The sequence below is a fragment of the Paenibacillus paeoniae genome (assembly GCF_003388735.1).
Taxonomy (GTDB): Bacteria; Bacillota; Bacilli; order Paenibacillales; family Paenibacillaceae; genus Pristimantibacillus; species Pristimantibacillus paeoniae.
Genome location: NZ_QUBQ01000007.1, coordinates 78,373 through 103,902, shown reverse-complemented (window position 1 = coordinate 103,902; position 25,530 = coordinate 78,373). Strand labels below are relative to the sequence as shown.

26 protein-coding genes are annotated in these 25,530 nt (G+C 51.5%); all 26 read right to left on the bottom strand.

Going from position 1 to position 25,530, the window contains the following annotated elements:
* Positions 1-19: 19 nt before the first annotated feature.
* Entirely contained in the window at positions 20-1,378 is a 1,359-nt protein-coding gene (gene murA, locus DX130_RS23795; protein ID WP_116049638.1) for a UDP-N-acetylglucosamine 1-carboxyvinyltransferase, read from the bottom strand.
* 272 nt (positions 1,379-1,650) lie between these two features.
* Entirely contained in the window at positions 1,651-1,917 is a 267-nt protein-coding gene (locus DX130_RS23790) for a DUF1146 domain-containing protein (protein WP_165861434.1), read from the bottom strand.
* Between the two features lie 30 nt (positions 1,918-1,947).
* A complete protein-coding gene (locus DX130_RS23785) occupies positions 1,948-5,160 on the bottom strand; it encodes a S8 family serine peptidase (protein WP_116049636.1) in 3,213 nt (1,070 codons plus the stop codon).
* Between the two features lie 360 nt (positions 5,161-5,520).
* Positions 5,521-7,272: an NADH-quinone oxidoreductase subunit N gene (locus tag DX130_RS23775; protein WP_116049632.1), complete on the bottom strand. Its 1,752-nt coding sequence runs from the start codon at positions 7,270-7,272 to the stop codon at positions 5,521-5,523.
* A gap of 3 nt (positions 7,273-7,275) precedes the next feature.
* Positions 7,276-8,895 (bottom strand): complex I subunit 4 family protein, encoded by a 1,620-nt coding sequence (locus tag DX130_RS23770; protein WP_116049630.1) that lies wholly within the window; start codon positions 8,893-8,895, stop codon positions 7,276-7,278.
* Positions 8,892-10,763, bottom strand: a complete 1,872-nt coding sequence (gene nuoL / locus DX130_RS23765; protein ID WP_116049629.1) for an NADH-quinone oxidoreductase subunit L — start codon at positions 10,761-10,763, stop codon at positions 8,892-8,894. Before nuoL ends, DX130_RS23770 begins: the two co-directional genes overlap by 4 nt.
* A 6-nt stretch (positions 10,764-10,769) precedes the next feature.
* Complete coding sequence (gene nuoK / locus DX130_RS23760) at positions 10,770-11,072, bottom strand: NADH-quinone oxidoreductase subunit NuoK (protein WP_116049627.1); 303 nt, start codon at positions 11,070-11,072, stop codon at positions 10,770-10,772.
* On the bottom strand, positions 11,073-11,588 hold the full coding sequence (locus DX130_RS23755) for an NADH-quinone oxidoreductase subunit J (RefSeq protein WP_116049625.1): 516 nt from the start codon (positions 11,586-11,588) through the stop codon (positions 11,073-11,075). It abuts the gene before it with no gap.
* Positions 11,589-12,038, bottom strand: coding sequence for an NADH-quinone oxidoreductase subunit NuoI (gene nuoI / locus DX130_RS23750; RefSeq protein WP_116049623.1), 450 nt, complete (start codon positions 12,036-12,038; stop codon positions 11,589-11,591).
* A 22-nt stretch (positions 12,039-12,060) separates the two neighbouring features.
* Positions 12,061-13,074 carry an NADH-quinone oxidoreductase subunit NuoH gene (nuoH, locus tag DX130_RS23745; protein WP_116049621.1) on the bottom strand — a complete coding sequence of 338 codons (1,014 nt, stop codon included), beginning with the start codon at positions 13,072-13,074 and terminating at the stop codon, positions 12,061-12,063.
* Positions 13,074-14,174, bottom strand: coding sequence for an NADH-quinone oxidoreductase subunit D (locus DX130_RS23740; protein ID WP_116049620.1), 1,101 nt, complete (start codon positions 14,172-14,174; stop codon positions 13,074-13,076). Before DX130_RS23740 ends, nuoH begins: the two co-directional genes overlap by 1 nt.
* A 7-nt stretch (positions 14,175-14,181) precedes the next feature.
* Entirely contained in the window at positions 14,182-14,871 is a 690-nt protein-coding gene (locus tag DX130_RS23735; protein WP_240644677.1) for an NADH-quinone oxidoreductase subunit C, read from the bottom strand.
* Positions 14,868-15,386, bottom strand: coding sequence for a NuoB/complex I 20 kDa subunit family protein (locus DX130_RS23730; RefSeq protein ID WP_116049618.1), 519 nt, complete (start codon positions 15,384-15,386; stop codon positions 14,868-14,870). The genes DX130_RS23735 and DX130_RS23730 overlap by 4 nt, the downstream gene beginning before the upstream one ends.
* A complete protein-coding gene (locus tag DX130_RS23725; protein ID WP_116049616.1) occupies positions 15,377-15,742 on the bottom strand; it encodes an NADH-quinone oxidoreductase subunit A in 366 nt (121 codons plus the stop codon). The genes DX130_RS23730 and DX130_RS23725 overlap by 10 nt, the downstream gene beginning before the upstream one ends.
* Positions 15,743-16,024: 282 nt before the next feature.
* On the bottom strand, positions 16,025-16,426 hold the full coding sequence (locus DX130_RS23720; protein ID WP_116049614.1) for a F0F1 ATP synthase subunit epsilon: 402 nt from the start codon (positions 16,424-16,426) through the stop codon (positions 16,025-16,027).
* Between the two features lie 24 nt (positions 16,427-16,450).
* Positions 16,451-17,854, bottom strand: coding sequence for a F0F1 ATP synthase subunit beta (gene atpD, locus DX130_RS23715; RefSeq protein ID WP_116049613.1), 1,404 nt, complete (start codon positions 17,852-17,854; stop codon positions 16,451-16,453).
* A 32-nt stretch (positions 17,855-17,886) separates the two neighbouring features.
* Positions 17,887-18,747, bottom strand: a complete 861-nt coding sequence (gene atpG, locus DX130_RS23710) for an ATP synthase F1 subunit gamma (protein ID WP_116049611.1) — start codon at positions 18,745-18,747, stop codon at positions 17,887-17,889.
* Between the two features lie 94 nt (positions 18,748-18,841).
* Positions 18,842-20,347: a F0F1 ATP synthase subunit alpha gene (gene atpA / locus DX130_RS23705; protein WP_116049609.1), complete on the bottom strand. Its 1,506-nt coding sequence runs from the start codon at positions 20,345-20,347 to the stop codon at positions 18,842-18,844.
* 15 nt (positions 20,348-20,362) lie between these two features.
* Positions 20,363-20,911, bottom strand: coding sequence for a F0F1 ATP synthase subunit delta (locus DX130_RS23700; protein WP_116049608.1), 549 nt, complete (start codon positions 20,909-20,911; stop codon positions 20,363-20,365).
* Entirely contained in the window at positions 20,908-21,390 is a 483-nt protein-coding gene (atpF, locus tag DX130_RS23695; protein ID WP_116049606.1) for a F0F1 ATP synthase subunit B, read from the bottom strand. Before atpF ends, DX130_RS23700 begins: the two co-directional genes overlap by 4 nt.
* A 161-nt stretch (positions 21,391-21,551) precedes the next feature.
* Entirely contained in the window at positions 21,552-21,764 is a 213-nt protein-coding gene (gene atpE, locus DX130_RS23690; protein WP_116049604.1) for a F0F1 ATP synthase subunit C, read from the bottom strand.
* A gap of 128 nt (positions 21,765-21,892) precedes the next feature.
* Positions 21,893-22,657 carry a F0F1 ATP synthase subunit A gene (atpB, locus tag DX130_RS23685; protein ID WP_116049602.1) on the bottom strand — a complete coding sequence of 255 codons (765 nt, stop codon included), beginning with the start codon at positions 22,655-22,657 and terminating at the stop codon, positions 21,893-21,895.
* A gap of 9 nt (positions 22,658-22,666) precedes the next feature.
* Entirely contained in the window at positions 22,667-23,050 is a 384-nt protein-coding gene (locus DX130_RS23680) for an ATP synthase subunit I (protein ID WP_116049600.1), read from the bottom strand.
* Entirely contained in the window at positions 23,043-23,276 is a 234-nt protein-coding gene (locus DX130_RS23675; protein ID WP_116049598.1) for an AtpZ/AtpI family protein, read from the bottom strand. Before DX130_RS23675 ends, DX130_RS23680 begins: the two co-directional genes overlap by 8 nt.
* A gap of 191 nt (positions 23,277-23,467) precedes the next feature.
* The gene (gene wecB, locus DX130_RS23670) at positions 23,468-24,616 is read right to left on the bottom strand and encodes a non-hydrolyzing UDP-N-acetylglucosamine 2-epimerase (RefSeq protein WP_116049597.1); all 1,149 of its coding nucleotides are present in this window, start codon (positions 24,614-24,616) and stop codon (positions 23,468-23,470) included.
* Positions 24,617-24,652: 36 nt separating this feature from the next.
* Positions 24,653-25,282 (bottom strand): uracil phosphoribosyltransferase, encoded by a 630-nt coding sequence (upp, locus tag DX130_RS23665; protein ID WP_116049595.1) that lies wholly within the window; start codon positions 25,280-25,282, stop codon positions 24,653-24,655.
* Between the last annotated feature and the right edge of the window lie 248 nt (positions 25,283-25,530).

Genomic DNA, 25,530 nt, shown 5'->3' with positions numbered 1-25,530 from the left:
TCCCATTACTATTATTTGGTTAAGCCCAGGTCGGCTGTACCTTCAGTACAGCGACTTCCTTCTCTCTCTTATACGTTGCGGAGTCGGCCGATTTGCCCGCCTGTGCGGTCGCGACACCTTCCGCCTCTTCACGATAGATCGTAGCCCCAAGAGATCTGAGCTTACCTGTAATATCCACGTATCCGCGGTCGATATGATGTAGACCTGTTACCTCTGTCTCGCCCTCGGCGCGTAGTGCCGCGCAGATCAGAGCCGCGCCTGCGCGAAGATCGGTGGCGCATACTTTAGCCCCGGTAAGCGGTACGCCTCCCGTCACAATAGCGGAACGTCCGTCTACCTTAATGCTGGCATTCATCTTCTGGAATTGCTCCACATGCATAAAGCGATTCTCAAACACCGTCTCCGTCACCACGCTAGTGCCTTCCGATACGAGAAGCAAAGCCATCATTTGTGACTGCATATCCGTTGGAAAGCCCGGATGAGGAAGCGTCTTGACATCAACAGCCTTAAGCGAGGCACCGGAGCGGACGCGAATGCCGTTGTCGCTTTCGGTAATCTCGACGCCCATCTCTTGAAGCTTGGAAATGACAGGTGTCAGATGATCGCCAATAGCACCTTCAATGAATACATCTCCGCCCGTAATGGCGGAAGCAATCATGTACGTACCCGCTTCAACGCGGTCGGGAATGACGTTATGCTTGGCGCCTTTCATTCGCTCCACGCCTTCGATGCGGATCATACCCGTACCTGCGCCGCGAACCTTGCCGCCCATCGCATTGATGTAGTTGGCCAGGTCTACGATCTCTGGCTCCTTCGCCGCATTCTCAATCGTGGTCGTACCGTTCGCCAAAGCCGCCGCCATCATAATATTCTCCGTTGCGCCTACACTTGCAACGTCCAAATAAATTTTGGCGCCCTTCAATTTGGTCGGCGCTGTCGCTTCAATAAAACCTTGACCGAGCGTAATCTCGGCGCCCATCGCTTCGAAGCCCTTCAGATGCTGATCAATCGGTCTTGTTCCGATCGCACAGCCGCCCGGCAGCGAAATTCTCACCTTCCCGATACGGGCCAGTAAAGGACCCATTACGAGGAACGATGCTCTCATCTTGCGTATGAGCTCATACGGCGCTTCGAATGATGAAATTAAAGGTGCGGATACCCGCATCGTTTCATTATTATAAGAAATTTGCGCTCCTAGGGAAGCGAGCACGTTCTGAATCGTCATAACGTCGTCGAGGAGGGGAACGTCACAGATGACGCTATCTCCTTCCGTCGCTAGTAATGAGGCAGCAAGAATGGGGAGCACTGCATTTTTGGCGCCGCTTACGCGGACCGTGCCCGTTAGACGCTGGCCTCCGCGGACGATAATTTTAGTCATCTTTGTGTTCCCTCCGCGAATAGCAATTTCAATAAATAGACAAATTTCGATCGCATTACTAACCTTCATCTTAACATTATGCCGCAATAATCGACAAGGGTAAAATTCTTTCCACTTTTTGCTTCTCCCCATCATGGTGAGAATAACGCCGTAGAATACGACTATAGACGATTTTTTATCCTTAGAACTGGCTGTGAATGCCCTTGCTTTTCGACGAATTTCAACAAATCATACAGCATGGTATTACCCATTGTTAACATGTTTCGCCCTTGTTATTCGACAAAGGTTTTCAACATGACGGTGTAATTCCAATATTGCAAAATAAATTGGGCGAACATATGCCCCAGTGCGACGGTGAGCAGCAACTTCAGTACTTGCGCCTTTCGGCTGTTCGGAAAATGGAAAAAGGTTTCCCACTTCACTTCGCGAATCAGCATCCAAACGAGCATAATGCTAAGCAGCTCCACTACAATCGAGAACAAACCCGTTAATCCGTTCATCTGAAACATATTGTTCATTATATCATTGCTTGTTCCCATAGCTCCTCCTCAAAAGCCGATAAAGCGGCCCTAGTCCTTATAATAACGGTACAGCAATACGGTGAACTGGGCCCTGCTTGCTCCTTCGTCAGGTTTGAAGATGTTCGGCTCGACGCCTTTCAGCTTACCCTCCAGCTTCATCGCATAAAGCATGGCAGAGTACCACTCGTATTGTGACACGTCCCGGAAAGGACGAGAAGTCGGTATGCGCGCGGCTATGCCCTCTGCATGCCCAATCATCACGGCCATCTCAGCTCGGGTAATCGGCCTGTCGGGCTTAAAGGTCCCATCAGGGAACCCGTTCACCCAGCCTTGCTGAACCGCTTTGCGTATCGCATCGCTGGCCCAATGGCTGCTACTCACGTCAGAGAATGATTTGGCAGCAACATTGCCCGCAAGCGGTTTATACGCCTTTACGATCATCGCTACAGCTTCCGCTCTCGTAATATTACGCTCTGGCTGGAATCGGTAATTGCCGACGCCGTTTACAATACCGCTGCTTGCCATGGAGATGATCTCTTCCCTAGCCCAGTGACCTTTAATATCACGGAAACCGGAGACCAGCTCCTCCGCTTGGAACGAAAGACGATAGTATTGGCTCGTGAAAGCCTTGCTCGATGTAAGCTTGACATAATAAACACCTGGTTGAAGCATCTGCTCCTGCGTCTGCAGCTTGCCGGTCGTCCCGGTGCTGCCAAGCGCGATACGGGTCATTCTCTTATCATAGGCTTCCAGCTTGAGCGAGGCGTCCGCAGGAACGTCCGCAACATTCATCCGGACAATACTGGAACTGGCAATACGGAACTGGAACCAGTCGATATCCGTGGTGCTATGTATAACACCTTTGTACTCTGTGCCAGCATTCATAAGGGGAGCCTCATAGCTCTTGTCATTCGGCTCATTGGGATCGGTAAGCTCCGGCTTATAGTCCAGGCGGAGCTTGTAGGTGCCCACCGTAGGACTGGCTTCCAGCGATATCGCATTGTGCACCCTGATATAATACGTTCCTGGTGTTACCGACATGACAGGTGTCCATTCATTCATGCCTTCGCCGTTTTCATCGTACAAGGTGAGCGAGCCGCCTTCCCGCTGGATGGATAATCCCAAATCCATGCGTGCGGTGCTTCCTTCCAGCGTAAGCTGCAGCTTCCCGTCTTCCTTGAACGTAACCGCGAACCAATCCCGATCAGCCGTCTGATGGAAGGAACCCGTCACCGTTTGCGATTTGGCCTGCAGCTTGAACGCATTGGCCATTCGATCATTCGGCTCATATTGATCAGGGCTCATCGTAAACGACGACATTAAAGAGTAAGGGAGCGATTTGCGTTCCTCGGGACTCCCATATCGAACTTGAATGTACTGCTTACCCTTTTTCACATCGAAATCCATCGTTTTGGTGGACAGCTTGGTATCCGTGCCAGACTGTTGCTTGCCGTCTGCATAATGCGTAAAACGGACTACGGGCACAGCTTGCCCCGATTCGGGCATGCCCCTGTAGTAGATGGTCAGCTTGCCGTCATAGGGGACGTCAATGACATACCAGTCTTGGTCTTTGGCGGAATCAAGCTCTGCAATCATTTGGCTCATAAGCGGAAATGTGGTTGCAGCGCCGATGCTGTTATTAGGCTCATGAGCATCCTTGGATAGGGTACCTACCACAGCTTGATCCAGTTGCAGAATGCCATAACCGGAAGTGGAATCAACCCCCTTAGGCCCAATGTCCTTCGCGGTCTGGCGAAGCAGTTCCCTGATCTGGTAAGGCTGAAAATCAGGATGCTGAGCGATCAGAAGCGCGGCTGCCGCAGCAACTTGGGGAGCCGCCATAGAGGAGCCCTCTTCCTTCTTGTACGTGCCGCCCACCCCAGTCGTATACACATTCCAAGGAGCGAGAAGATCCAACTCCGGACCAGGGTTAGACCTAGGGTCCGGCACACCGTCATCCTTTACGCCTCCAACCGCTAGTACAGTCGGGTATGCCGCGGGATATTTGACAGCTGCCTTGCTCCCTAGCGTCACTCCATCATTGCCTGCAGCTGCTACTAGAAGTACGCCATGGTTCTCTGCGTAATTCACAATATCCTGCATATAAGGGGAATAGCGATGAAGACCAACAGACAATACGACAACCTTGGCGCCGTTGCGTACGGCGTACAAGACGCCCTCTCCCAGATCCTGCTCCGTTCCGTCGCCCCATTGATCCAAAGCTTTGACAGGCATGATCTTCGCATTCCATAGAATGCCGGCTACTCCGATGCCGTTGTTTCCTTTGGCCGCGATTACACCTGCTACGCTAGTGCCATGACCATTGTCGTCATCTGGGAGCTTCTTCGGATCGACCAGGTTGGTGCCGGCCACCAAATTGTCCTTCAAGTCGGGATGATCCAGATCGACGCCTGTATCCACCAACGCAATCGTAATCTCGGTCTGCTCCCTAATCGTCTCCCAGGCCTTCAAAGCTCCTATCTGCACCAAATGCTTCTGCTTGGATAATTCCGGATCGTTGGCCTTGAATGACACTGCCTTGGATACAGCCTGTTGATCGGCCCCAGTCGGCGATTCGGTCGATAAGGATGAAGAGCCTATTGTATCGTTGTTGTCTGTGGAGCTCTCATCTATCCCCGTCGTCAACAGACGTTGTTCCTCCTGCTGATCAGCATCGTCTTCTTCCGCCTCGGCGCCTATCCTGTCCGATGCCGTGAGCGAATTCATTCGATTGTTATCGTCAAGATTAGAGAGCACCTGCACCTTATCATTCGGGTGCACATACTCGACGCCTGGCGCGCTGCGCAGATCGCGCAGCCACTCGTCCAGGTCCCCGCCTGCTTCCCCGGCGGGACGCACAAGATCTACCGCCGCTTCGCTCTGGCGGCGGATCACTTCGACCCCGCTCAGCTCATGCGCGAGCTCGGGGTCCGACCATTTGAGCAGCCAGCTCTGCGGCTGCTCAGCCAGTGCTGCCGAGCCGGCCGCTTCCGCGTAGCCGGCTGGCGAGCTTCCTCCGGGAGCGGGCGCTCCTGGGGCGGATAAGCCCCAGAGCGCGATGCTCCCGAGCAGCAGCGCCATGAACGCGCCGCGAAGCCCCTTGCGCGTCAGCAGCGCAAGACTGTCAGCGCCTCTTCCGCGGACGAGGCGCTTCGCTCTGGATCGGAGGCGCACTAGAAACGCGCCTTCATTATGACATGCAGAAGCGGTTCTCCGCTGATTCTGCTCTTTTTGTGCGGCTTGCTTGTAGTCTATGTTCATTATATTCTGCCTTTGAAACGTATTTCATTAATAATTCGTTTAACGAATACGTTTTCCCTTCTTATTGGTCATAAAAAAGGGCATAGCCGAATGACGGCTTCGACGGAAGTCATTATCCTCCTTGCAGCAACCCTACTGCATGGCGGACGGCTTCAGCGCTATGGATAGGTATACCATTCGCAAGCTCTCTGCCGAATTAGTCCGTGGCCCTGATTTCATTGCCAAATCTATGCATAACATCCCTTACCCTGCGTGGGGCCGAATGAATCAAAAAAAGCCCCGTCTTATTGCTGCAAGCCGGCCGAAGGCCGATGCAACGCCAAGACAGAGCTTTCATCATGCATCCAAGAAGCGGATTCGTTAATGAGAAGGAAGTGGGAAGCTGAATAACTGTTGGATGATATCAACTAGCGGACCTGGCACAATGCCAAGCGCAAGTGTAAGGATCGCACATAGGGCAATAACAATACCCGTTGGCCACGGTATCCGAATGACACCATCTCCCTGCTCAAGGCTGGACGATAGCGAATTCTCCATCTTCGCTTCGGCGCTCTGTACCACACTCTCTTCGTCGGCTTGTTCTGATGATCCAGCGGTCTCAATATGACCAGCCTTTGCCTCTTGAGCTGCCAGAGTCTGCGAGGTTCCAGATGTGCGGAAACCGTAACCCTCTTCTGCATCCTCATCGTTATCAAGCGAGTGGGAGGCTCCTGATAGCCCGTTGCTGCTCCGCATGAACATTTGACGGACTAATCCGAAATAGAAGTAATACGAAATGACGCTGCTCAGCACCATGACTGCCACAATCCAATAGGCTTGCGCTCTCTCGGCGCCAAGCACAATGAACAGCTTACCGAAGAAGCCCGCGGAGAGGGGCAGTCCGGCAAGCGAGAGGACAAACAGGATCATACTAAGCGCCAGCCACGGAGAGCGGTAGTACATGCCGGCATAACCGCTCAGCTCATCGTGGCCCGCCGCACGACTAACCACCGTATGAATGCCAAAGGCCCCGATGGTCATCAGCAGATAGGCGATTAGATAAAATAGAAATTCAGACATATTGTTCAAATGTCCTATCGTGAAGGAAACGCCGATCGGCACCAGCAAATAGCCGGCATTGGCGACACCGGACAAAGCGAGCAGCCGCTTCACGTTAAGCTGTCTCAAAGCAGCCAGCGTACCATAAAGCATGGAGGCTGCCGCGACCAGAAGGACAATGAAAAACACCTCGTCGCTCACGCTGCTAATCGACGTTCGATCAGGACTTGCGAACAAGGCGGTAGCGAACATCATACGGAATACAATAGCCAGCGCGGCGCCTTTGGATACGACAGCAAGAAAGGCGGCAATCGGTGTCGGCGCTCCTTGGTACACATCAAGCGACCAGGCATGGAAAGGAGCCGCCGCTATCTTGATTGCAAATCCGATGATCATCATCAGAAAGCCTGTGTAGATGAGCGCCTCGTATTGCTCCAGCGCACCGGGCAGCGCCGCGTTGATCTCGGCAAGCTGCACCGAGCCGATCACGCCGTAGAGGTAGGACATCCCGAACAAAATGAAGGCGGAAGATAGACCTCCCGTAATGACATATTTAAAGGCAGCTTCCGCTGATAAGGAAGACTTCCTCCTTAGTCCGACCAAGACATAACTCGTGATGCTGAGCAATTCAAGTCCGATATAGAGCGTAACGAGATTGCCGGAAGAAGCCATCGTCATCGCTCCGATTACCGCTGGCAGAAGCAAATAGAAATATTCGCCTTTGTCCGTTACAGCACGGTCATACCGCACTGTACCCAGGCCTAGCAATACGATAAGCGCCGTAGCCGCCAGGAACAATAGCTTGAGCATACTTGCGAAGTCATCCACTCTGTAGCTGTCGCCAAGCAGTGAGATAACTTCGCCGTTCGATTCCAGCATCCGCAGCAAAATCAAAGTAAAAGCGCCTAGCAGTCCCGTTAATGTCAATCCTCCGATCCAGTTGCGGCTGACGGCCCTGGGAAGCAGCAGTTCCAGCACAACCAGCAGAACGAACCAGGCGCCGAGCGCAAGCTCTGGGGCCATCACCAACAGATCCGACCACGTTAACGGTTGAAATAACGTTTGTTCCGGCATCGCCTACCCCCCTGCCCTTGTTGCTAGTAATAAATCCATAAACCCTCCTACGCTCGTCTGCACCGTATCAGTCAGCACAGATGGGTAGCAGCCTAGCAATATAATAAATGCAAGAAGCACGACCATAGGCAGCGCTTCGACGAATCGGGCGTCCCGTATGGCGGTTAGGCCTTCACGCTGCGGACCAAACGTAATCTTCAGCACACTTCTGAGTATGTAGACCGCTGTCAGAACGATCCCGACAACCGCAAGCGCCGTTACCCAACGCATAGATTCAAACAGCCCCAGCAAGGACAATAGCTCGCCCACGAACCCAGAGAGTCCCGGAAGTCCAAGCGATGCCAAGCCCGCTGCCAGAAGAACGCCGCTTATGAACGGCATAGAACGGGCAAGGCCGCCAAGTCGGGACAGCTCTGTTGTACCCGTCCGCTCATATAGACTGCCTACGATCAGGAAGAGCAGCGCTGAAATCAAGCCATGGGAGATAAGCTGGAACAGGGCTCCCTGCAGGCCAATTTCATTGAAGGCAGCTAATCCAATCAATACGATTCCCATATGGCTAATGGACGAATAAGCGAGCACGAGCTTGAACTCCTGCTGCCTGAAGGCCAGTATGGCCCCGTATAGCAGATTAATGAGGCCGAGAATAGCAAGTACGCTGGCCCATTCTCTTGCCTGAACGGGAAAGAGGAACAGACCAAATCGCAGCAAGCCATAAGCGCCCAGCTTCAACAGAATGCCGGAGTGTATCATCACAACAGCAGGCGGAGCTTCCTGATGTACCTTGAGCATCCATGAATGGAAAGGAAACACGGGAAGCTTGATGCCGAACGCAACTAACAGAAGAATGAAGATCGCCCACTGCTTGGTCTCGTTGAGCGCAAATGGATTGCTCCCGATAGAATCGGCAGTCAAATTCACATAGGCGCTCGGATCTGATAAGTTCCGTATAATATCCGAATAACTGCCGCTATAGATGTACTGCAAGGACTGCGTCGTCTCGATCACGTGGAAGCCGGCCGTATTCACCAGCATGACAAAGGCAATCAACATGATAGCCGAACCGATCCCGTTGTAGATCAGGAATTGATTGGCTGCCCGCTCCCGGTTATAGTAACCCCAGATGCCAATCAGGAAGTACATGGCCACCAGCGTAATTTCGAAAAAGACAAAAAATACAAACAAATCACGCGCGATAAATGCGCCGATCATACCAAATTCCAGCAAGAGGAACCAACTGAAGAAAGACTTCCGCCGCTTCTTCACATGTACGGCCGCCAATGCGGCCATTGCCGTCACAATCGCTGTCAGCAGCAACAGCGGAAGGGACAAACCGTCGATGCCGACTGCATATTGGAACGAGAAGAACCAATCGCCGCCCACGTTCATCTTGAGCGGAGCCTGCACCCAGCTGTACGTCTCACTATACGATACAGCGCCTTGGTTTCGGTCATAATCGGCGTATAGCCAAAGAGACAGCGCCAGCGGAAGCAGAGTAGCTGTAGTCACCGCAATCTTCAGCCAGTTGGCCCGTTGCCCCGGCAACAACTGGATGATGACAAGGCCAAGCAGCGGTGACAGCAGGATGATCGAGAGAATCGGTATTTGCTCCAAACCGCTCATGACAGCATCCTCCTTCCAATCACGACGAGCGCTATGGCTACCACGCCCAGCACTGCAGCAACACCGTAGGTCTGTACCTGACCATTCTGCAGTCTGAGTCCCAGTCTCCCTGCGGCGCTAGCCGCAGCCCCTGTCAGCTTCACGACTCCGCCAATGATATAGGTATCGATCGCCGCGAGACAGATTCCAACAACTCGCAACGACTTTACAAATAGAATTTCATAGAGCTCATCGATATAAAATTTACGTTCTGCCACCTTAACGAGTCCGGGCATCCAATTGGCAATTGAACGGCTGGTAGTTTTCCCTCTTCCATATAGAAGCCATCCAGTCCCTATGCCAAGCACACCTGCTGCAATCGATAATACGATGACGACTATACTGGCATGAGGCGTAATCACCTCGTCGCTTAACCATGTGCTTAACCACCCGCTCCATGGCAAATCTACGAATCCGGCGACAGCTGCAAATACAGCCAACATGATAAGCGGTATCGTCATGACGCGCGGCGACTCCTTCGCATGCGCTGCTGCCGATCCGGATTTCCCCAGAAAGACGAGCACAAATAGTCGGGTCATGTACAACGCCGTGCAGAAGCCCGTCAGCAAACCAACGGTGAATAACAGGGGGTTTTGAGTAAGCGCCGCTGTCAGAATGGCATCCTTCGACCAAAAACCAGAGAGCGGCGGGATGCCCGCGAGAGCCAGCGCTCCAATCGCGAACGTCCATGCGGTAATCCGCATGCGCGAGCCGATGCCTCCCATCTCCCGAATATCCCCTGTATGTACAGCATGAATGACACTCCCTGCTGCCAGGAACAACAGCGCTTTGAAGAAGGCATGCGTGAATAAATGAAAGATTGCTCCTGTCATCGCTCCTAGACCAAGCGCTAGCATCATATAGCCAAGCTGGCTAATCGTGGAGTAGGCTAGTATTCGCTTCAGGTCATTTTGTGCGAGCGCGATTACGGCCGCGAAGATCGCCGTAAAGGCACCCACATAGGCTACGGTCTCCATAGCTGCGGGCGAAGCTTCAAATATGGGGAAGGTGCGAGCGATCAAGAATACGCCGGCTGCCACCATCGTCGCCGCGTGAATCAACGCACTAATCGGCGTGGGGCCTTCCATCGCGTCAGGCAGCCAGACATGAAGCGGGAATTGTCCCGATTTACCCACAGCCCCAAGAAATAAGAGCAATGCGATCAGCGTTGTGATGCCGCTTGTAATCACACCGCCTTGTCCGCCGAACACACTCTCAATCATCGTAAAGTCGAGGGCATGACCGGGCATATTCCAAAAAAGCACCAGGATGGCAAGCAGAAGTCCGGCGTCCCCGATTCTGGTCACAATGAATGCTTTTTTGGCTGCCGCTCGGGCGGCAGGACGTGCGTACCAGAAACCGACAAGCAGGAAGGAGCAGACACCGACCAGCTCCCAGAACAGATAAAAGGAGAGGAGATTATCCGACAATACTAGACCTAGCATAGAAAAAGTGAAGAGTGAGACATAGCTGTAGAATACGGTGATTCGCTCGTCAGAGGCCATGTAGCCTGCTGAATAGATATTGACGAGTAAGCCGACAAGGGTGACCACTACGAGCATCAACGCCGTCAAATTCGTAATTTCAAACCCAATCCGAAGCGAATATTCGCCAATCGAGATCCAGCTGAAGTTGTAGCTGTAATCGACAGCATGCGGCTTCAGCCTCTCCGTCAGGACGAGCAGGGACAGAACAAAAGCGCCGAGCGCTCCAATGGAACCTATCCATACGCCCGCTTTTCGAAACCCTCTGCCGAGTGTCATCAACACAAGAAAGGAGATAAGAGGAACTAGCGGGATAATCCATGCGATTTTCGCAAAAAAGTCCATCTGCCTCTACCTCCTCATCCGATTGAACGCATCGACCAGAACAGTGCCGCGTGCCCGGAATAACGCAATCAGAATCGCAACCGCAATCGCAGCTTCAGCCGCCGCCACCGTTATCGTGAAGATCGAAAAGAGTTGTCCCGTCAGGGAAGGGATTGCTCCGTACTTGGAGAAAGCGATCAGGTTCAAATTGACAGCATTCAGCATTAACTCCAGTGAGAGCAAGACGATAATCGCATTGCGCTTGGCAAGCGTGCCGTACAAACCTATGCAGAACAATATAGCGGCAAGTGTGAGATAGGAAGACAGCATCTACTCCGCCTCCTTCTTCGCCAAGGCAATAGCGCCTATGAATGCGACGGTAAGCAAGATGGACAACAGTTCAAACGGTACGATATAACCCGTAAATAACAGCTCGCCAATGGCCAACGTATTATCCTCGCCAGGATGAAAAGCAGCTGTACTCTGAAAGTCTGATGCACGGATCGCATAAAAGAGCAGTCCGAACAGACAAAGCGCACCAATAACAGCAAGAGTCTCATGCAACGGCTTCACCGGCTCAGCCGCCTCGCCGTTATGCTTCGTCATCATAATGCCGAAGATCATGAGGATGGAGACTGCGCCCGCGTAGATCAGCACTTGAACGAAGGCGACGAATTCCGCGTCCAACAACACATACATGCCCGCAAGGCCCAGAAAGGCGGCTGCCATAGAGATGACCATATGAACCACCTTCTCCAGGCTGATCATCAGTACCGCTCCGCCAATAATGATAGTCGCGAATATAAAAAACACGACATACTCTCCCGTTATGTTGACGTTAAACAATTATTTGGCGCCCCCTTTTGCCGGAGCCCCGATATTATTGTTGTCCTTCCTGACTAATGTATTGTTATCCGTCAGCCACTCCGCATCCTTATACAGCTCATCCCGGCTATACACAGCCAGTTCGAAGTGGTTCGTCATCACAATCGCTTCCGTCGGACATACCTCGGTGCAGAGATCGCATAGAATGCAAATCTCAAAGTTAATATCGAAGGTATCGATAACCTTGCCTTTTTTCTCAGGATCGGGATTTGGCTTGCCTGTAAGTGTAATGCAATCAGTCGGACAGATACGGGCGCATTGATTGCATACGATACATAGATCGGGTATAAAGTTCTGGATGCCCCGGAAGCGATCCGGCATTAAGAAGGGTTCATCCGGATAGGATGTTGTCACCTTTGGAGCCGTCAGAGCCTTCAGCGTGACGCCAAGTCCTTGCAGCAATCCATTCATGCTTCTCTCCCCTTTCAAACCCTTATTTCACGAACAGCTCCAGATAGAGTGCGGTGAGAAATACGTTAAGCAGCGCTACTGGAAGAAGCACCTTCCAGCCAAGACTCATGAGCTGGTCGACACGAACGCGCGGGAAGGTCGCCCGTATCCAGAATAGCGAGAAGACAATAAAAGCAAACTTGAGCAGAAACCAAATAATGCCCGGCACAAAATCGAGAAATGGCGCAGGAGCATGCCAGCCGCCAAGGAATAGAACGGTTGTCAGCGCCGCAATAGCATAGACGTATACATACTCCGCAAGCATAAAGAATGCGAAGCGGAAGCCGCTGTATTCCACATGATACCCAGCTACCAGCTCCGACTCTGCCTCCGGCAAATCGAAGGGCGTCCGGTTCAGCTCGGATACCGCCGCAATGTAGAAGACGATAAACCCAATAATCTGAGGGAACAAATTCCAGCTCCAGAACCAGCCTCCTCCCTGGGCTGCTACGATATCGCGCAGGTTCAAACTTCCACTTAAGAGGATGACGCCTACGATGGATATGACGAGCGGCACCTCGTAGCTGATCATTTGCGCTGCGGAGCGCATGCCGCCAAGCAAAGCATATTTGTTATTGGAGGCCCATCCGCCTAGCACCATCGCTAACGTCGTAATGCCGGACAGCGCCACGTAATAGAGCAAGCCAACGTTCAAGTCGGCGAAATACAGCTTCTCGGTGTAAGGAATAACGGCAAGCACGGTGAATGAAGGAATGAAAGCGAGAGCAGGTGCGATGATGAAAAGCAGCCGATCCGCCCTCCGAGGTATGGTGTCTTCTTTGATCAGAAGCTTGAAGATGTCGGCTACCGTCTGAAGCAGTCCGAACGGTCCGACCCGATTAGGGCCGATGCGAAGCTGCATCCAGCCGATCACCTTTCGTTCGTAATAAATGGCATACGTCACAAAACCTAATACAATCAGCAGAAACACCGTTGACCATAGGAATAAAATCAATGCACTGCCCCACGTCAGCGGCTCATTCAGCCACGCGCCCATCAGCAATCAACCTCCCCTACCACGATATCGATTCCGCCTAATATCGTAATCAAATTGGTCATGGTTTCGCCTACGAGAAGCTTGGGCAAAATTTGCAGATTGACGAACGATGGCCTTCTGAATTTGAGGCGATACGGCTCAGCCTTGCCCTTGGAGACGATATGACATCCGATTTCTCCCCGAGGCGATTCGATCCTCACGTAGGTCTCTCCCACAGGCGGACGAATGACACGCGGCACCTTGCCCATCGTCTCTCCGTCGCTCGGGAATTGCTCGACCGCCTGCTTCAAGATGCGCAGGCTCTGTCTGATCTCCTCCAGACGTACGAGATAGCGGTCATAGCAGTCTCCGTTATGACCGATTGGCACATCAAATTCGAAGCGAGAGTAAAGACTGTATGGTTCATCCCTGCGCAAATCCCATCTCACGCCTGTACATCTCAGGTTGGCCCCAGACAAGCCATGGTCAATTGCGGTTGCAGCATCATATTGACCGACTCCTTTTATGCGCGCCAGGAAGATTTCATTGCCGGATACCAGCTTGTCATACTCCTCCAGCTTCTTCTCCATATACGGAATAAAATCCTTTACTTTATCCATCCAACCTGGAGGAGCATCCCACTTCACACCCCCGACCCGCATATAATTGTAGGTCAGCCTTGCGCCGCACAGCTCGTTGAACAGATTGATGATGATCTCCCGGTCGCGGAAAGCATACAGGAACGGGCTCATCGCGCCAATGTCCAGCAGATAAGTTCCCCACCATACCAGATGACTGGCTACACGCTGCAGCTCCATCACGATTAATCGCAGAAATTCCGCGCGCAGCGGCACTTCCAGCCCCATCATCGTCTCGACGGCATGAACCAGAACGTAATTATTGGTCATGGCGGACACGTAATCCATCCGATCGGTATAAGGAATAATTTGCGTGAAGTTAAGGCTTTCGGCCAGCTTCTCCGTTCCTCTGTGCAAGTAGCCCATGACAGGTGTTGCTTCCGTGATGACTTCTCCATCAAGCTTGACTACGATCCGAAACACGCCATGCGTGCTGGGATGCTGGGGTCCGACATTGAGCAGCAGTTCTTCCGTTCGAATCACCGGTCCTCTACACCTCCGAATCAAGCGGTTCATAATCTTTGCGCAAGGGGTGGCCGACCCAATCATCAGGCATCATAATACGTCTTAGATCGGGATGGCCGGTAAATGAAATACCGAGCAAATCATAGATTTCCCGTTCATTCCAATTGGCGGTAGACCACGTCGGCGTTGCAGAAGGAACGGATGGTGCCTCCCGGTCCGTTCTCAGCTTGATTGCGACATCTTGCTTATTGTCGAGCGACAGCAGGAAATAGACTATCTCCAGATACGTCTCATAATCGATGCCGGATACATTGCGAAGATAGCTGAATCTGAGCTCTCCATGATCCCGGAGCAACAGGCTGACCTCTGGCCATTGTTCGGACGCAATGACGAGCATCGGCATGTCAGCATTCAACTCATTCAGACCAGACTCTTTGACCGTGCCTTGACCAACTGTGTCCTCAATTAGCCGGACATAACGCTCCAGATCGTTTTGCCTCGGTGATGGCTCCTTAGGAGTGTCCAGCTCCGCCTGAGCCGCTTCCGCTTCAGCTTTCGCTTTGGCTGCCGCCCTAGCTGCTCGCGCTTCTGCTGCAGCCTTCAGCTTCGCCTCACGCTCCGCGTCGATTGGTGGAGGAGCTTGCTTCGGCTCCATTGCTTCCTGCTGCTCTGTCAGCTCATTTGCCTTTAAATTCTCTTTCTCCTCGTCACTCAACGACTCGTCACCTGCTTCCCGGTCTTAGCCTCATAACGAATTTTCTCCTGCAGCTTGTTGATCCCGTAGATAAGCGCTGCGGGATTAGGTGGACAACCGGGAATATAAACATCGACCGGCACAATCTGATCGACGCCCTTTATGACGGCGTACGATTTGACGTATGGCCCGCCAGCAGTGGCGCACGACCCCATCGCAATTACCCACTTCGGCTCCGGCATTTGATCGTATAGGCGGCGGAGCAGCGGCCCCATCTTCTTCGTCACCGTACCCGATACGATCATCACATCGGACTGTCTGGGGGATGTGCGGAACATGACGCCGAACCGGTCTAAGTCATAGTGGGAAGCACCCGTACCCATCATCTCAATAGCACAACATGCCAGGCCAAACGTTAGAGGCCAAAGCGAATTGCTCCTTGCCCATCCTTTTAGCTGCTCCAGCGTTCCCATAAATACGTTGCGTTCCAGCTCCCTGCGCTCTTCGAGTGTAATCGACTCCAGGTTCAATTCCATCTCAGCACCCTCTTCTTCCATGCGTATAGAAGTCCAATGAGCAGCATTCCCGCAAAAATGACCATTTCGACCAGCACAAAAAGACCGAGCTTATTGTACGCAACGGCCCACGGGTATAAGAAAACGGTTTCCACATCAAAAATGACAAACATAAGGGCAAACATATAGTACCGGATGTTGAATCTGACCTGACCTTCGCCTACTGGCTCGTTGCCGCTCTCGTATGTACTTCGTTTCGGATCGGTCGGTTTATGCGGCCTCAGCAGCCGTCCGACTGTCAAAGCCACGACCGGGAGCAAAATGCCCAGTACGAGAAAAATCGCGACGACGACATAGTGATTGACATAGTTATCCACACAATCGCCTCCGTAAAAGGATGGTATGCAGGATGTCTGTACAGTCGCTCTTGATGGTCAATTTTCCTCACAATTATAACAAATGCTTCCACTATCGTCTATGACGGAGTTGCGTTCGAGACATCCCCTATCTTTTGGGCAGCATATCCCATTGTATGCTGTGAAGCCCTGAAAATCGTCCCTTCCCTCACATTTTATTTGCAATGATTCTTGCATAATAATGGTTAAAGCAAAAAAGAAGCCTTCCGCGCGGCATGCGCACGAAAGGCTCCTTAGCATCGATTAGATCTTTTGTCTCACATTCAAGCGGTTCATCGCGCGCTGCATAGCCATCTCGGCACGGCGGAAGTCAACCTCGTCCTGCTTGGCAGCCAGACGCTGTTGTGCACGCTGCTTCGCAGCCTCCGCACGTTCGATATTGATGTCTTTCGCGAGCTCTGCGCTCTCAGCAAGAATAACGATTTTGTCCTTGCGGACTTCGATAAAACCGCCGTTCACAGCGATAATATCGACTTTGCCATCACGTTTGATCGTAACAGGAGCGATACGAAGCGGCGTTACGAGCGGGATGTGGTTAGGCATAATGCCTAGCTCGCCATCTACACCCGTTACGCTTACCATGTTCGCCGTTTCCTGATACACCTTGCGCTCAGGCGTTACGATTTCTACCAGAAAGGTACTCATCTGGATTCCTCCCGCCTTTCGCTATTAAAGCGTTTTGGCTTTCTCTACGGCTTCTTCAATAACACCTACATAACGGAATGCTTCTTCCGGCAGGTGGTCATATTTGCCCTCGAGAATTTCTTTGAAGCTACGAACGGATTCTTTAACCTGTACGTATTTGCCTGGTGTACCCGTAAACGGCTCGGCAACGTGGAACGGCTGGGACAAGAACAATTGGATTCTGCGTGCGCGGCCAACTGTCACTTTGTCTTCTTCGCTCAACTCGTCCATACCTAGGATCGCGATAATATCTTGAAGCTCTTTGTAGCGAGCAAGAATTTTCTTCACGCCTTGAGCAACATTGTAATGCTCTTCGCCCAGAACCTCAGGGTTAAGAATACGGGAAGAGGATGCCAATGGATCAACCGCTGGGAAGATACCCATCTCGGAAATTTTACGCTCCAGGTTTGTCGTTGCGTCCAAGTGGGCGAACGTTGTTGCAGGAGCTGGATCCGTATAGTCATCCGCAGGAACGTAGATCGCCTGAATGGACGTTACAGAACCTTTTTTCGTGGATGTGATACGCTCTTGAAGCTGACCCATCTCTGTTGCCAGCGTTGGCTGGTAACCTACTGCCGATGGCATACGTCCCAGAAGGGCGGAAACCTCGGAGCCCGCTTGCGTGAAGCGGAAGATGTTGTCGACGAACAGAAGAACGTCTTTACCTTCTTCATCACGGAAGTACTCAGCCATAGTCAGACCCGTCAAAGCTACGCGTTGACGCGCGCCTGGCGGTTCGTTCATCTGACCGAATACCATCGCTGTTTTCGGAAGTACGCCGGATTCTTTCATCTCGTGGTACAAGTCATTACCTTCACGAGTACGCTCGCCTACGCCAGCGAATACAGAGATACCGCCGTGCTCTTGAGCGATGTTATTGATAAGCTCCTGGATCGTTACCGTCTTACCTACACCGGCGCCGCCGAACAAGCCGATTTTACCGCCTTTAGCGTATGGTGCAAGCAAGTCAATAACTTTGATGCCTGTCTCGAGAATTTCCGATTGTGTGGACAATTCGTCGAAAGCAGGTGCTTGACGGTGGATCGGAAGATTAACTTCCGACGTAACATCGCCAGCTTCATCGATTGGTTCGCCAAGTACGTTAAACACGCGGCCTAGCGTTGGAGCACCCACCGGAATGGTGATAGCTGCACCTGTGTCTACAACTTCCATACCGCGAACAAGACCGTCTGTCGTGCTCATCGCAACGGCACGAACCATGTTGTCACCAAGGTGAACCGCTACTTCCAGCGTCAGGTTAATGTCCACTCCGCCTTGAGCAGCTTTGTGAACGATTTTGACAGCGTTCAAAATTTCCGGCAGGTTGCCGCGTTCGAACTCAAGGTCGACGACCGGACCCATGACGGATACAACGCGTCCTTTTTTCATTGCTTTCCCTCCTGCTTCCTTCTTATATGAACTTACGATTGTGCGTTAGCTCCCGCAACGATCTCGGAAATTTCCTGGGTAATCGCAGCCTGACGGGCACGGTTGTACGTGAGTGTCAGCTGGTTGATCATCTTCGTTGCGTTTTTCGTTGCGCTGCCCATTGCCGTCATACGAGCGCCAAATTCGGATGCTTTTCCGTCCAGTACCGCGCTGTAAATAAGCGTCTCCGCATACTTCGGCAGCAGTACTTCCAGTACGCCTTCCGGTGATGGTTCGTATTCATAATTGGAAACCGTTGCACCCTCACTGATCTCATCCAGAGGCAGCAAACGGGATTCCGTCGGGATTTGAGTGATCGCATTTACGAATTGGTTGTAGTACAGATATAGCTCGTCATAAGCGCCTTCCGCGAACTTCTGCACGGCTGCCGTAGCAACCGTCTTGATGTCTGCAAATGTTGGAGCATCGGTCAAACCGATTACTTCTTCAACGATAGGCATATTCCGACGACGGAAGTAGTCACGGCCTTTACGGCCAATCACGAACAATACATACTCGTCTGTCGACTTATGTTTTTCTTGGATGGTCAGCGTTACTTTACGCAAGATGTTTGCATTGTAGCCGCCTGCCAGACCCCGATCGGACGTGATGACCAGGTAACCCGTCTTTTTGATCGGACGAGTCTCCAGCATAGGATGCTTCACATCCTTGGTGCCTGCAGCAATGCTAGCAACAACTTCTTTCAGCTTATCCGCGTAAGGACGGGCAGCGACAGCAGCTCCCTGCGCTCTTCTGAGCTTGGATGCAGCAACCATCTCCATCGCTTTCGTGATTTGCTTCATGCTTTGTTTGCTCTTGATCTCGCGCTTAATATCGCGCATGCCTTTTGCCATTTGGTTTCACCCGCCTTCGTATGCCCCCAGAATGCCTTGGGGCTTGGTAAGGGCCTACGCCCGGACGTGTTTGGACGGGCGTAGGGAAATATGTTTAAGCGAAGCTTTTCTTAAATTGGTTGATCGCATCTACAAGAGCTTTCTCATTGTCTGCAACGAGGTCTTTTGTATCGCGAATCGAAGCGCCGATCTCCGGATGGTTGGAATCCATGAATGCCAGGAATTCCCCCTCGAAGCGGGAGATATTCTCAAGAGCAACATCATCAAGATGCCCCTTAACCGCAGTGTAGATAGAGATAACTTGCTTCTCTACCGGCATAGGCTGGTTAACGCCTTGCTTTAGGATTTCCATCGTGCGCGCACCACGATTAAGGCGTGCGAGCGTCGACTTGTCGAGGTCGGAACCGAACTGCGAGAACGCTTGAAGCTCGCGGTATGCCGCAAGGTCCAGACGGAGCGTACCGGCAACCTTCTTCATCGCCTTGATCTGCGCGGAACCGCCTACGCGGGATACGGAGATACCAACGTTAACCGCTGGGCGTTGACCGGAGTAGAACAAATCGGACTCCAGGAAGATTTGACCGTCAGTAATGGAGATCACGTTCGTTGGGATATACGCCGATACGTCGGACGCTTGCGTCTCGATGAACGGCAAAGCTGTGATCGAGCCGCCGCCGAGCTTGTCGCTCAGCTTCGCAGCGCGCTCCAGCAAGCGGGAGTGCAAGTAGAATACGTCGCCCGGATAAGCCTCACGACCTGGCGGACGGCGAAGAAGCAAGGAAAGCTCACGGTAAGCCGCAGCTTGTTTCGTCAAGTCATCATATACGATCAAGGCATGCTCGCCTTTGTACATGAAGTACTCAGCCATCGATACACCTGCATACGGTGCAAGATACAGCAATGGAGCCGGATCAGATGCGCCTGCAGTTACGACGATGGTATAATCCAACGCACCGTGGCGGCGAAGCGTTTCCACAACGTTCGCTACAGTGGATTGTTTTTGGCCAATGGCAACGTAGATACACTTAACGCCGCTGCCCTTTTGGTTAATAATCGCGTCAATGGCGATTGCTGTTTTACCCGTTTGACGGTCACCGATGATCAGCTCACGTTGGCCGCGGCCAATTGGTACCATAGCATCAACCGCTTTGATACCTGTTTGCATAGGCTCGTGAACGGATTTACGATCGATAACGCCCGGAGCCGGGGATTCAATCGCGCGAGTTTGCGTCGTGTTCACTGGACCTTTGCCGTCAACCGGCTGTCCGAGCGGGTCAACAACGCGGCCCAGCAGCTCGTCGCCTACTGGAACTTCCATGATGCGGCCTGTGCGTTTTACTTGGTCGCCTTCGCGAATGTCCGTGTAAGGACCCAAGATAACAACACCCACGTTGCTTTCCTCAAGGTTAAGCGCCATACCGACAACACCGTTCGCGAACTCGAGCAACTCGCCTTGCATCGCGTTCTCAAGGCCGTGTACACGTGCGATACCGTCACCGACATTGATGACCGTGCCGACATCCACGACTTGAATTTCGGATTTATATTGTTCGATCTGCTGTTTAATCAGCGTACTGATTTCATCAGGTCTGATACTCAATTCGTTCACCCCTATCTACAGTGCTTTAGAATTTAACGTTTTTTGTAAACGAGCCAGCTTGCCGGACAAGCTTCCGTCATACAGACGGTCGCCGATGCGGACTTGAATGCCGCCAAGCAGCGCTGGTTCGACAATTTGCTGTGCAGTAATCTTCTTGCCTGTGATGCTTCCAAATTGCGCCGAAACGCCCGAAAGCTCCTCTTCAGACAGCTTGTGAGCGGTGTAAACCGTCGCATGTGCTTGTCCAAGCACCTCGCCTGCAATTTTCGTAAAGGCTTCGTACATCTCGACGATAATCGATTGACGGCGACGCGATACGATAACTTGCAGCGTATCCAGAACAAGGCTGGATACGTTGTTGCCAAACGCTGCTTTCAATACGTCGATCTTGGCAGTTGGGGCAACGCTCGGCAAGGAGAGAAATTTCTCAATTCCCGCATCCTGCTCCAAGGTGTCAGCAATCAGCTTAAGCTGTGCTTCAACCTCTGCAACAGTTCCAGCGGCGGAAGCAAGCTCGAACAACGCTTTTGCGTAGCGCTTCGCTACGACCGTGTCCCGGCTCATTTGCTTCCAACCTCTTTCAAGTATTGACCAACAAGTTGCTCTTGCGACTTCTCGTCCACTTGCTTCTCAATAATCTTGGAAGCGATCTTCACGGAGATACCGCCAACCTCTGAACGAAGAGCGGAAATCGCTTTGTTCTTCTCGCTCTCGATATCCTTCAGCGCATCGTCCTTCAGACGGTTAGCCTCATTCTTCGCGGATTGAACGATTTCATCCGCTTGCTTCGTGCTAGTCGTTCTTGCTTGCTCAAGAATGGCGTAAGCTTCCTTGCGTGCTTGCTCAAGCTCCGCCTTCTGTTCAGCCATTGATGCTTCCGCTTGCTTACGGCTGGATTCTGCCGTATTCATTTGGTCGAGGATCAATTGTCTGCGTTTTTCCATAATTCCGAACAACGGGCCGAATGCCCATTTGTTCAAAGCCAAGTACAACAGCCCAAATGCTACGATCGTTATTATGGTGTTGGATGGTGTAAAATCCATAGCTGCACTCCTTTCTTAACCAGTTAAATGTTAATCAAAAAATACAATTCAAGTGTTGGATAACTTCTCAACCTTGACGCTTATTCAAACGTTGCGTAATGACTTTTAATCAAAACAAAGGCGAAGAGGGCTAGGCCTTCCCCGCCGATGCAGTTCTTTTATTATCTGAAGAGCGCCAGGAAACCGATAACAACGCCGATGATTGGAACTACTTCGACGATACCAGCACCGATAAACATGGTTGTTTGAAGGGCGGACTTTTGCTCTGGTTGACGAGCAATACCCTCTACCGTTTTACTTACGATCATACCGTTACCAATACCTGCGCCGATTGCGCCCAAACCAACTGCAATTGCTGCTGCCAATACTTCCATTGTGAAAATCCTCCTCAAAATTAATTAGTTTTGATTAAATCTTTGTTCATTACTTGCTAATATGTGGAACCTTGGATAACCGAATCCAATGCAATTCTGCAACCCAAAGCCTATTGCTAAACTTAATGCTAGTGTTCTTCGTGCTCTTCGTGCACCGTAGCTTGCGAGATATACACCATCGTAAGAACCGTGAACAAGAACGCTTGAATCGCACCAACGAAAATACTAAAGCCTTGCCATGCGATCATAAATGGAATACCGCCGAATCCCATCATCAAAATCGTAGATATCAGTACCTCACCTGCATAAATATTAGCGAAAAGACGAAGAGAAAGCGTAAGCGGCTTTGCAAAAGTCTCGATAATATTAACTGGCAGGAAAACCGGGTACGGATGTAAATAATGCTTGAGATAATGCTTTCTGTTCGTTTTCAGTCCGAGGAAATGAACCAATACGAACACCACAAGCGCAAGACCTGACGTTACAGCCAAATCCGCAGTCGGTGATTTCCACCAAGCAATGTGAGCAGATCCGCCATGGCTATCCAGATATTCCTGAGTAATACCCAGCCAAGCAATCGGATGATGCGCGTCCGTCACAACGAGAAACGGCAGACCGAGCAAGTTGGATATGAAGATAAACATAATTAATGTCATACCTAGCGCCAAGTACGGTCTAACTTTGTGAACAGGCATGGAACTGGCAATCGTAGAGTGAATGAACTCTGTGACCCACTCCATGAAATTTTGCATTTTGGATGGGTTGTCCACTGATAAGTTGCGAACAGCCAGGCGCGCTACCACAAAGGTAATGACGCAAGAGACGAGTATCGCAAAAATCGCAGCCAGGTCAAAATCAAAACCCATGAAGTTCACAATGGGGAACAAATGCATATTACAATATCACCCCTTTCCGCTGCTGTTTTCTTTAAGAGTGTGAACAATAGCCGCTGCCAATAGAAGAAAGGGCATAACCATGCTGCCGATTAACGCAGCAGGCATATTAAGAATGTCCGGGTATTTGTAAGCGATCATAGCCAGTAGAAGCACTGACGCAATTCGATTGCCGAAACCCATTCCCTTTTTCTTTGCGCCCTCCTGTATGGCCGCCTCCGCTATCATCCCGACTCTTCGCTTCAATAAAAACGCATTCATAGCACTGACTGCAAATCCCGCCGCAAGCCCTAATGCGACGGACTTGAGCTCGGGAAATACAGCCCAAAGAATTAAGCAAGCCGACAGCAAATACAATAACCATCGCATTGCCGACTTTATCATGTTATCCATCGGAATCCTTCAACACCTTCCTGACAATCAGAATGGCTGAGAGAATGCCGACAGCCAGACCAACAAGCAGTCCACCGACCGTCCAGGCCTTCGGATCGCCGAAGCGCTCCCCAGCCCATGAGCCGAGCCAATACCCCAAGAAAACACAAATCCCGACATTCACGCCAAGTGCCCCGACGAGCGCGGCAGCTTTCCATGGATTGTCACTATTGCTTTTCCCATTCATATTGCTCCAGCCCCTGTCAATCCTCATTTATTTTATCGAAGCGACGCAAGGTTTGTCAATTGAAATAACAGCAAACTTTTCGTGAACGAAAGGCTGAAAACCCTTATTCTACAAGGTTTCTGCCACCGTGAAACCGTACAGTGCCACTGTATGCTGTATATTCAGCCGTCAGGCTTTATCATCGAGCCAAACTATGAACGTTGTGTGAACGAATCAGGGCGTTGCTTGCTTCTTCCAAAATGATGAAGGATTGCATCAACAATTCGCTCAGAGGCCTTGCCGTCCCCGTACGGATTGGCCGCTTGGCTCATTCGACAATATAGTGCTTTGTCATTGAGCAGCGCCTTCGCTCTACCATATACATCCTCTTCATTCGTGCCGACAAGCTCAAGCGTTCCCGCTTCGATGCCTTCCGGACGCTCTGTCGTATCGCGCAGCACGAGCGTTGGCACTCCATAGGAAGGGGCTTCTTCCTGTAAGCCGCCAGAGTCAGTCATAATCATATACGTATGAGGATAGAAGTTATGGAACTCGAACACATCAAGCGGCTCGATTAGACGAATGCGCGGGTGGTCGCCCAAAATTTCATTAGCCGGTTCTCTTACCGCCGGATTGGGATGTACGGCATAGACGATAACTACATCCTCATGCTCGTCTGCGATGCGCTTGACTGCTCGGAAAATATTGCGATGAGGCTCTCCCAGAGATTCTCTGCGGTGTGCGGTCATCAGAATCATCCGCTTGCCTTCTGCCCACTCGATAACGGGATGCTCGAACGATTCGTCCACCGTATACTGGAACACGTCCGCAGCCGTATTGCCTGTCACATAGATCGTCTCTTCCGACTTGTTCTCTTTGCGCAGGTTGTTCGCCGACCATTCCGTTGGAGCGAAGTGAACGTCCGACAGGACGCCTGCCAGCTGCCGGTTCATCTCTTCCGGGTAAGGCGACAACTTGTTCCATGTGCGAAGTCCCGCTTCGACATGACCCACTTTGATTTGCTTCAGAAAGGAGGCGTAGCTCGCCAGAAAAGTCGTCTGCGTATCGCCATGTACAAGCACGATATCCGGTTTCGCTTCCGCGAGCACAGGCTCAAGCCCTTCCAGCACCCGGACAGTCGTCTCTGTCAGCGTCTGACGATCCTTCATCACGTTCAAGTCGTAATTGGGCTTAATCTCAAAAAAATCAAGCACTTGATCCAAAATCTGACGATGCTGCGCTGTCACGCATACGATGGATTGGATATCATCCTCACGCCGCTGAAGCTCTAGAACGAGCGGAGCCATTTTCACCGCCTCGGGACGCGTACCGAATATAGTCATTACCTTTAGTTTAGACAAAAGATTCCACTCCTACATCATAGTTCGCTGAATTGTTCAATTGGTCCCATACATGCGGTCACCCGCATCGCCAAGCCCAGGCACGATGTACCCTTTCTCATTCAGACGCTCGTCCAGCGCAGCAATATAGATTTCAACGTCGGGATGCGCTTCCTGTACGGCCTTGACGCCTTCCGGCGCAGCAATCAGGCACATAAGCTTAATCTGGTCGCAATTGCGCTTCTTAAGCGAAGAGATCGCAGCGATCGCAGATCCGCCCGTAGCGAGCATCGGATCAATGACGATCAGCAGCCGGTTCGGCGCATCCGTCGGCAAGTTAATGTAATATTCCTTGGGTTGCAATGTCTCATGGTCCCTTGCAAGTCCGATATGACCGACCTTTGCAGACGGTATGAGCTTCAAGATGCCATCCACCATGCCTAGACCCGCTCTCAGAATCGGAATAAGGCCAAGCATACGTCCCGATACGACCTTCGAATCGGTAATGGAGACCGGCGTCTCCACCTTAATCGTGTCCAGCGGGATATCCCGCGTAATTTCGTAAGCCATTAATGTCGCAACTTCATCCACCAGCTCGCGGAAATCTTTTGTATTCGTTTCCTTGTTACGAATAAACGTCAACTTATGCTGGATTAAAGGATGGTCGCATATAACCAGTTTGCTCATGGAGCGTAATTCCTCCCAACTTCCATTTCGACGGACATGCTTATAGCATGGTCACAATCCCATATATTATAGCACTGTCAAGAAAGCGTTGCATCTGGGCTCTGAAAAAAAACCTGCTTTATGTCACGCTCCATGCACCTCAATATTTGCCAACGCCAAAAAAGCCGCTTGGCTCCTGGAATTATCCCCGTATTCCAAGGGCTCAAGCGGCGTTGCTTACTATAATCGTCAAGACATATTCGACATAA

Coding starts and splice junctions, on each gene's coding strand:
- DX130_RS23790 (WP_165861434.1), bottom strand. CDS start 1,917: ATGGGAACAAGCAATGATATAATGAACAATATGTTTCAGATGAACGGA.
- nuoH (WP_116049621.1), bottom strand. CDS start 13,074: ATGGGCGCGTGGCTGAATGAGCCGCTGACGTGGGGCAGTGCATTGATT.
- DX130_RS23675 (WP_116049598.1), bottom strand. CDS start 23,276: ATGAATGGGAAAAGCAATAGTGACAATCCATGGAAAGCTGCCGCGCTC.
- atpE (WP_116049604.1), bottom strand. CDS start 21,764: ATGGAAGTATTGGCAGCAGCAATTGCAGTTGGTTTGGGCGCAATCGGC.
- DX130_RS23730 (WP_116049618.1), bottom strand. CDS start 15,386: ATGGAATTGAACCTGGAGTCGATTACACTCGAAGAGCGCAGGGAGCTG.
- upp (WP_116049595.1), bottom strand. CDS start 25,282: ATGAGCAAACTGGTTATATGCGACCATCCTTTAATCCAGCATAAGTTG.
- atpD (WP_116049613.1), bottom strand. CDS start 17,854: ATGAAAAAAGGACGCGTTGTATCCGTCATGGGTCCGGTCGTCGACCTT.
- DX130_RS23770 (WP_116049630.1), bottom strand. CDS start 8,895: ATGAGCGGTTTGGAGCAAATACCGATTCTCTCGATCATCCTGCTGTCA.
- atpG (WP_116049611.1), bottom strand. CDS start 18,747: ATGGCAAAAGGCATGCGCGATATTAAGCGCGAGATCAAGAGCAAACAA.
- DX130_RS23785 (WP_116049636.1), bottom strand. CDS start 5,160: ATGAACATAGACTACAAGCAAGCCGCACAAAAAGAGCAGAATCAGCGG.
- nuoK (WP_116049627.1), bottom strand. CDS start 11,072: ATGCTGTCTTCCTATCTCACACTTGCCGCTATATTGTTCTGCATAGGT.
- atpF (WP_116049606.1), bottom strand. CDS start 21,390: ATGGATTTTACACCATCCAACACCATAATAACGATCGTAGCATTTGGG.
- DX130_RS23720 (WP_116049614.1), bottom strand. CDS start 16,426: ATGAGTACCTTTCTGGTAGAAATCGTAACGCCTGAGCGCAAGGTGTAT.
- atpB (WP_116049602.1), bottom strand. CDS start 22,657: ATGCATTTGTTCCCCATTGTGAACTTCATGGGTTTTGATTTTGACCTG.
- nuoI (WP_116049623.1), bottom strand. CDS start 12,038: ATGAATGGATTGCTGCAAGGACTTGGCGTCACGCTGAAGGCTCTGACG.
- DX130_RS23700 (WP_116049608.1), bottom strand. CDS start 20,911: ATGAGCCGGGACACGGTCGTAGCGAAGCGCTACGCAAAAGCGTTGTTC.
- DX130_RS23680 (WP_116049600.1), bottom strand. CDS start 23,050: ATGGATAACATGATAAAGTCGGCAATGCGATGGTTATTGTATTTGCTG.
- murA (WP_116049638.1), bottom strand. CDS start 1,378: ATGACTAAAATTATCGTCCGCGGAGGCCAGCGTCTAACGGGCACGGTC.
- DX130_RS23775 (WP_116049632.1), bottom strand. CDS start 7,272: ATGCCGGAACAAACGTTATTTCAACCGTTAACGTGGTCGGATCTGTTG.
- nuoL (WP_116049629.1), bottom strand. CDS start 10,763: ATGGACTTTTTTGCGAAAATCGCATGGATTATCCCGCTAGTTCCTCTT.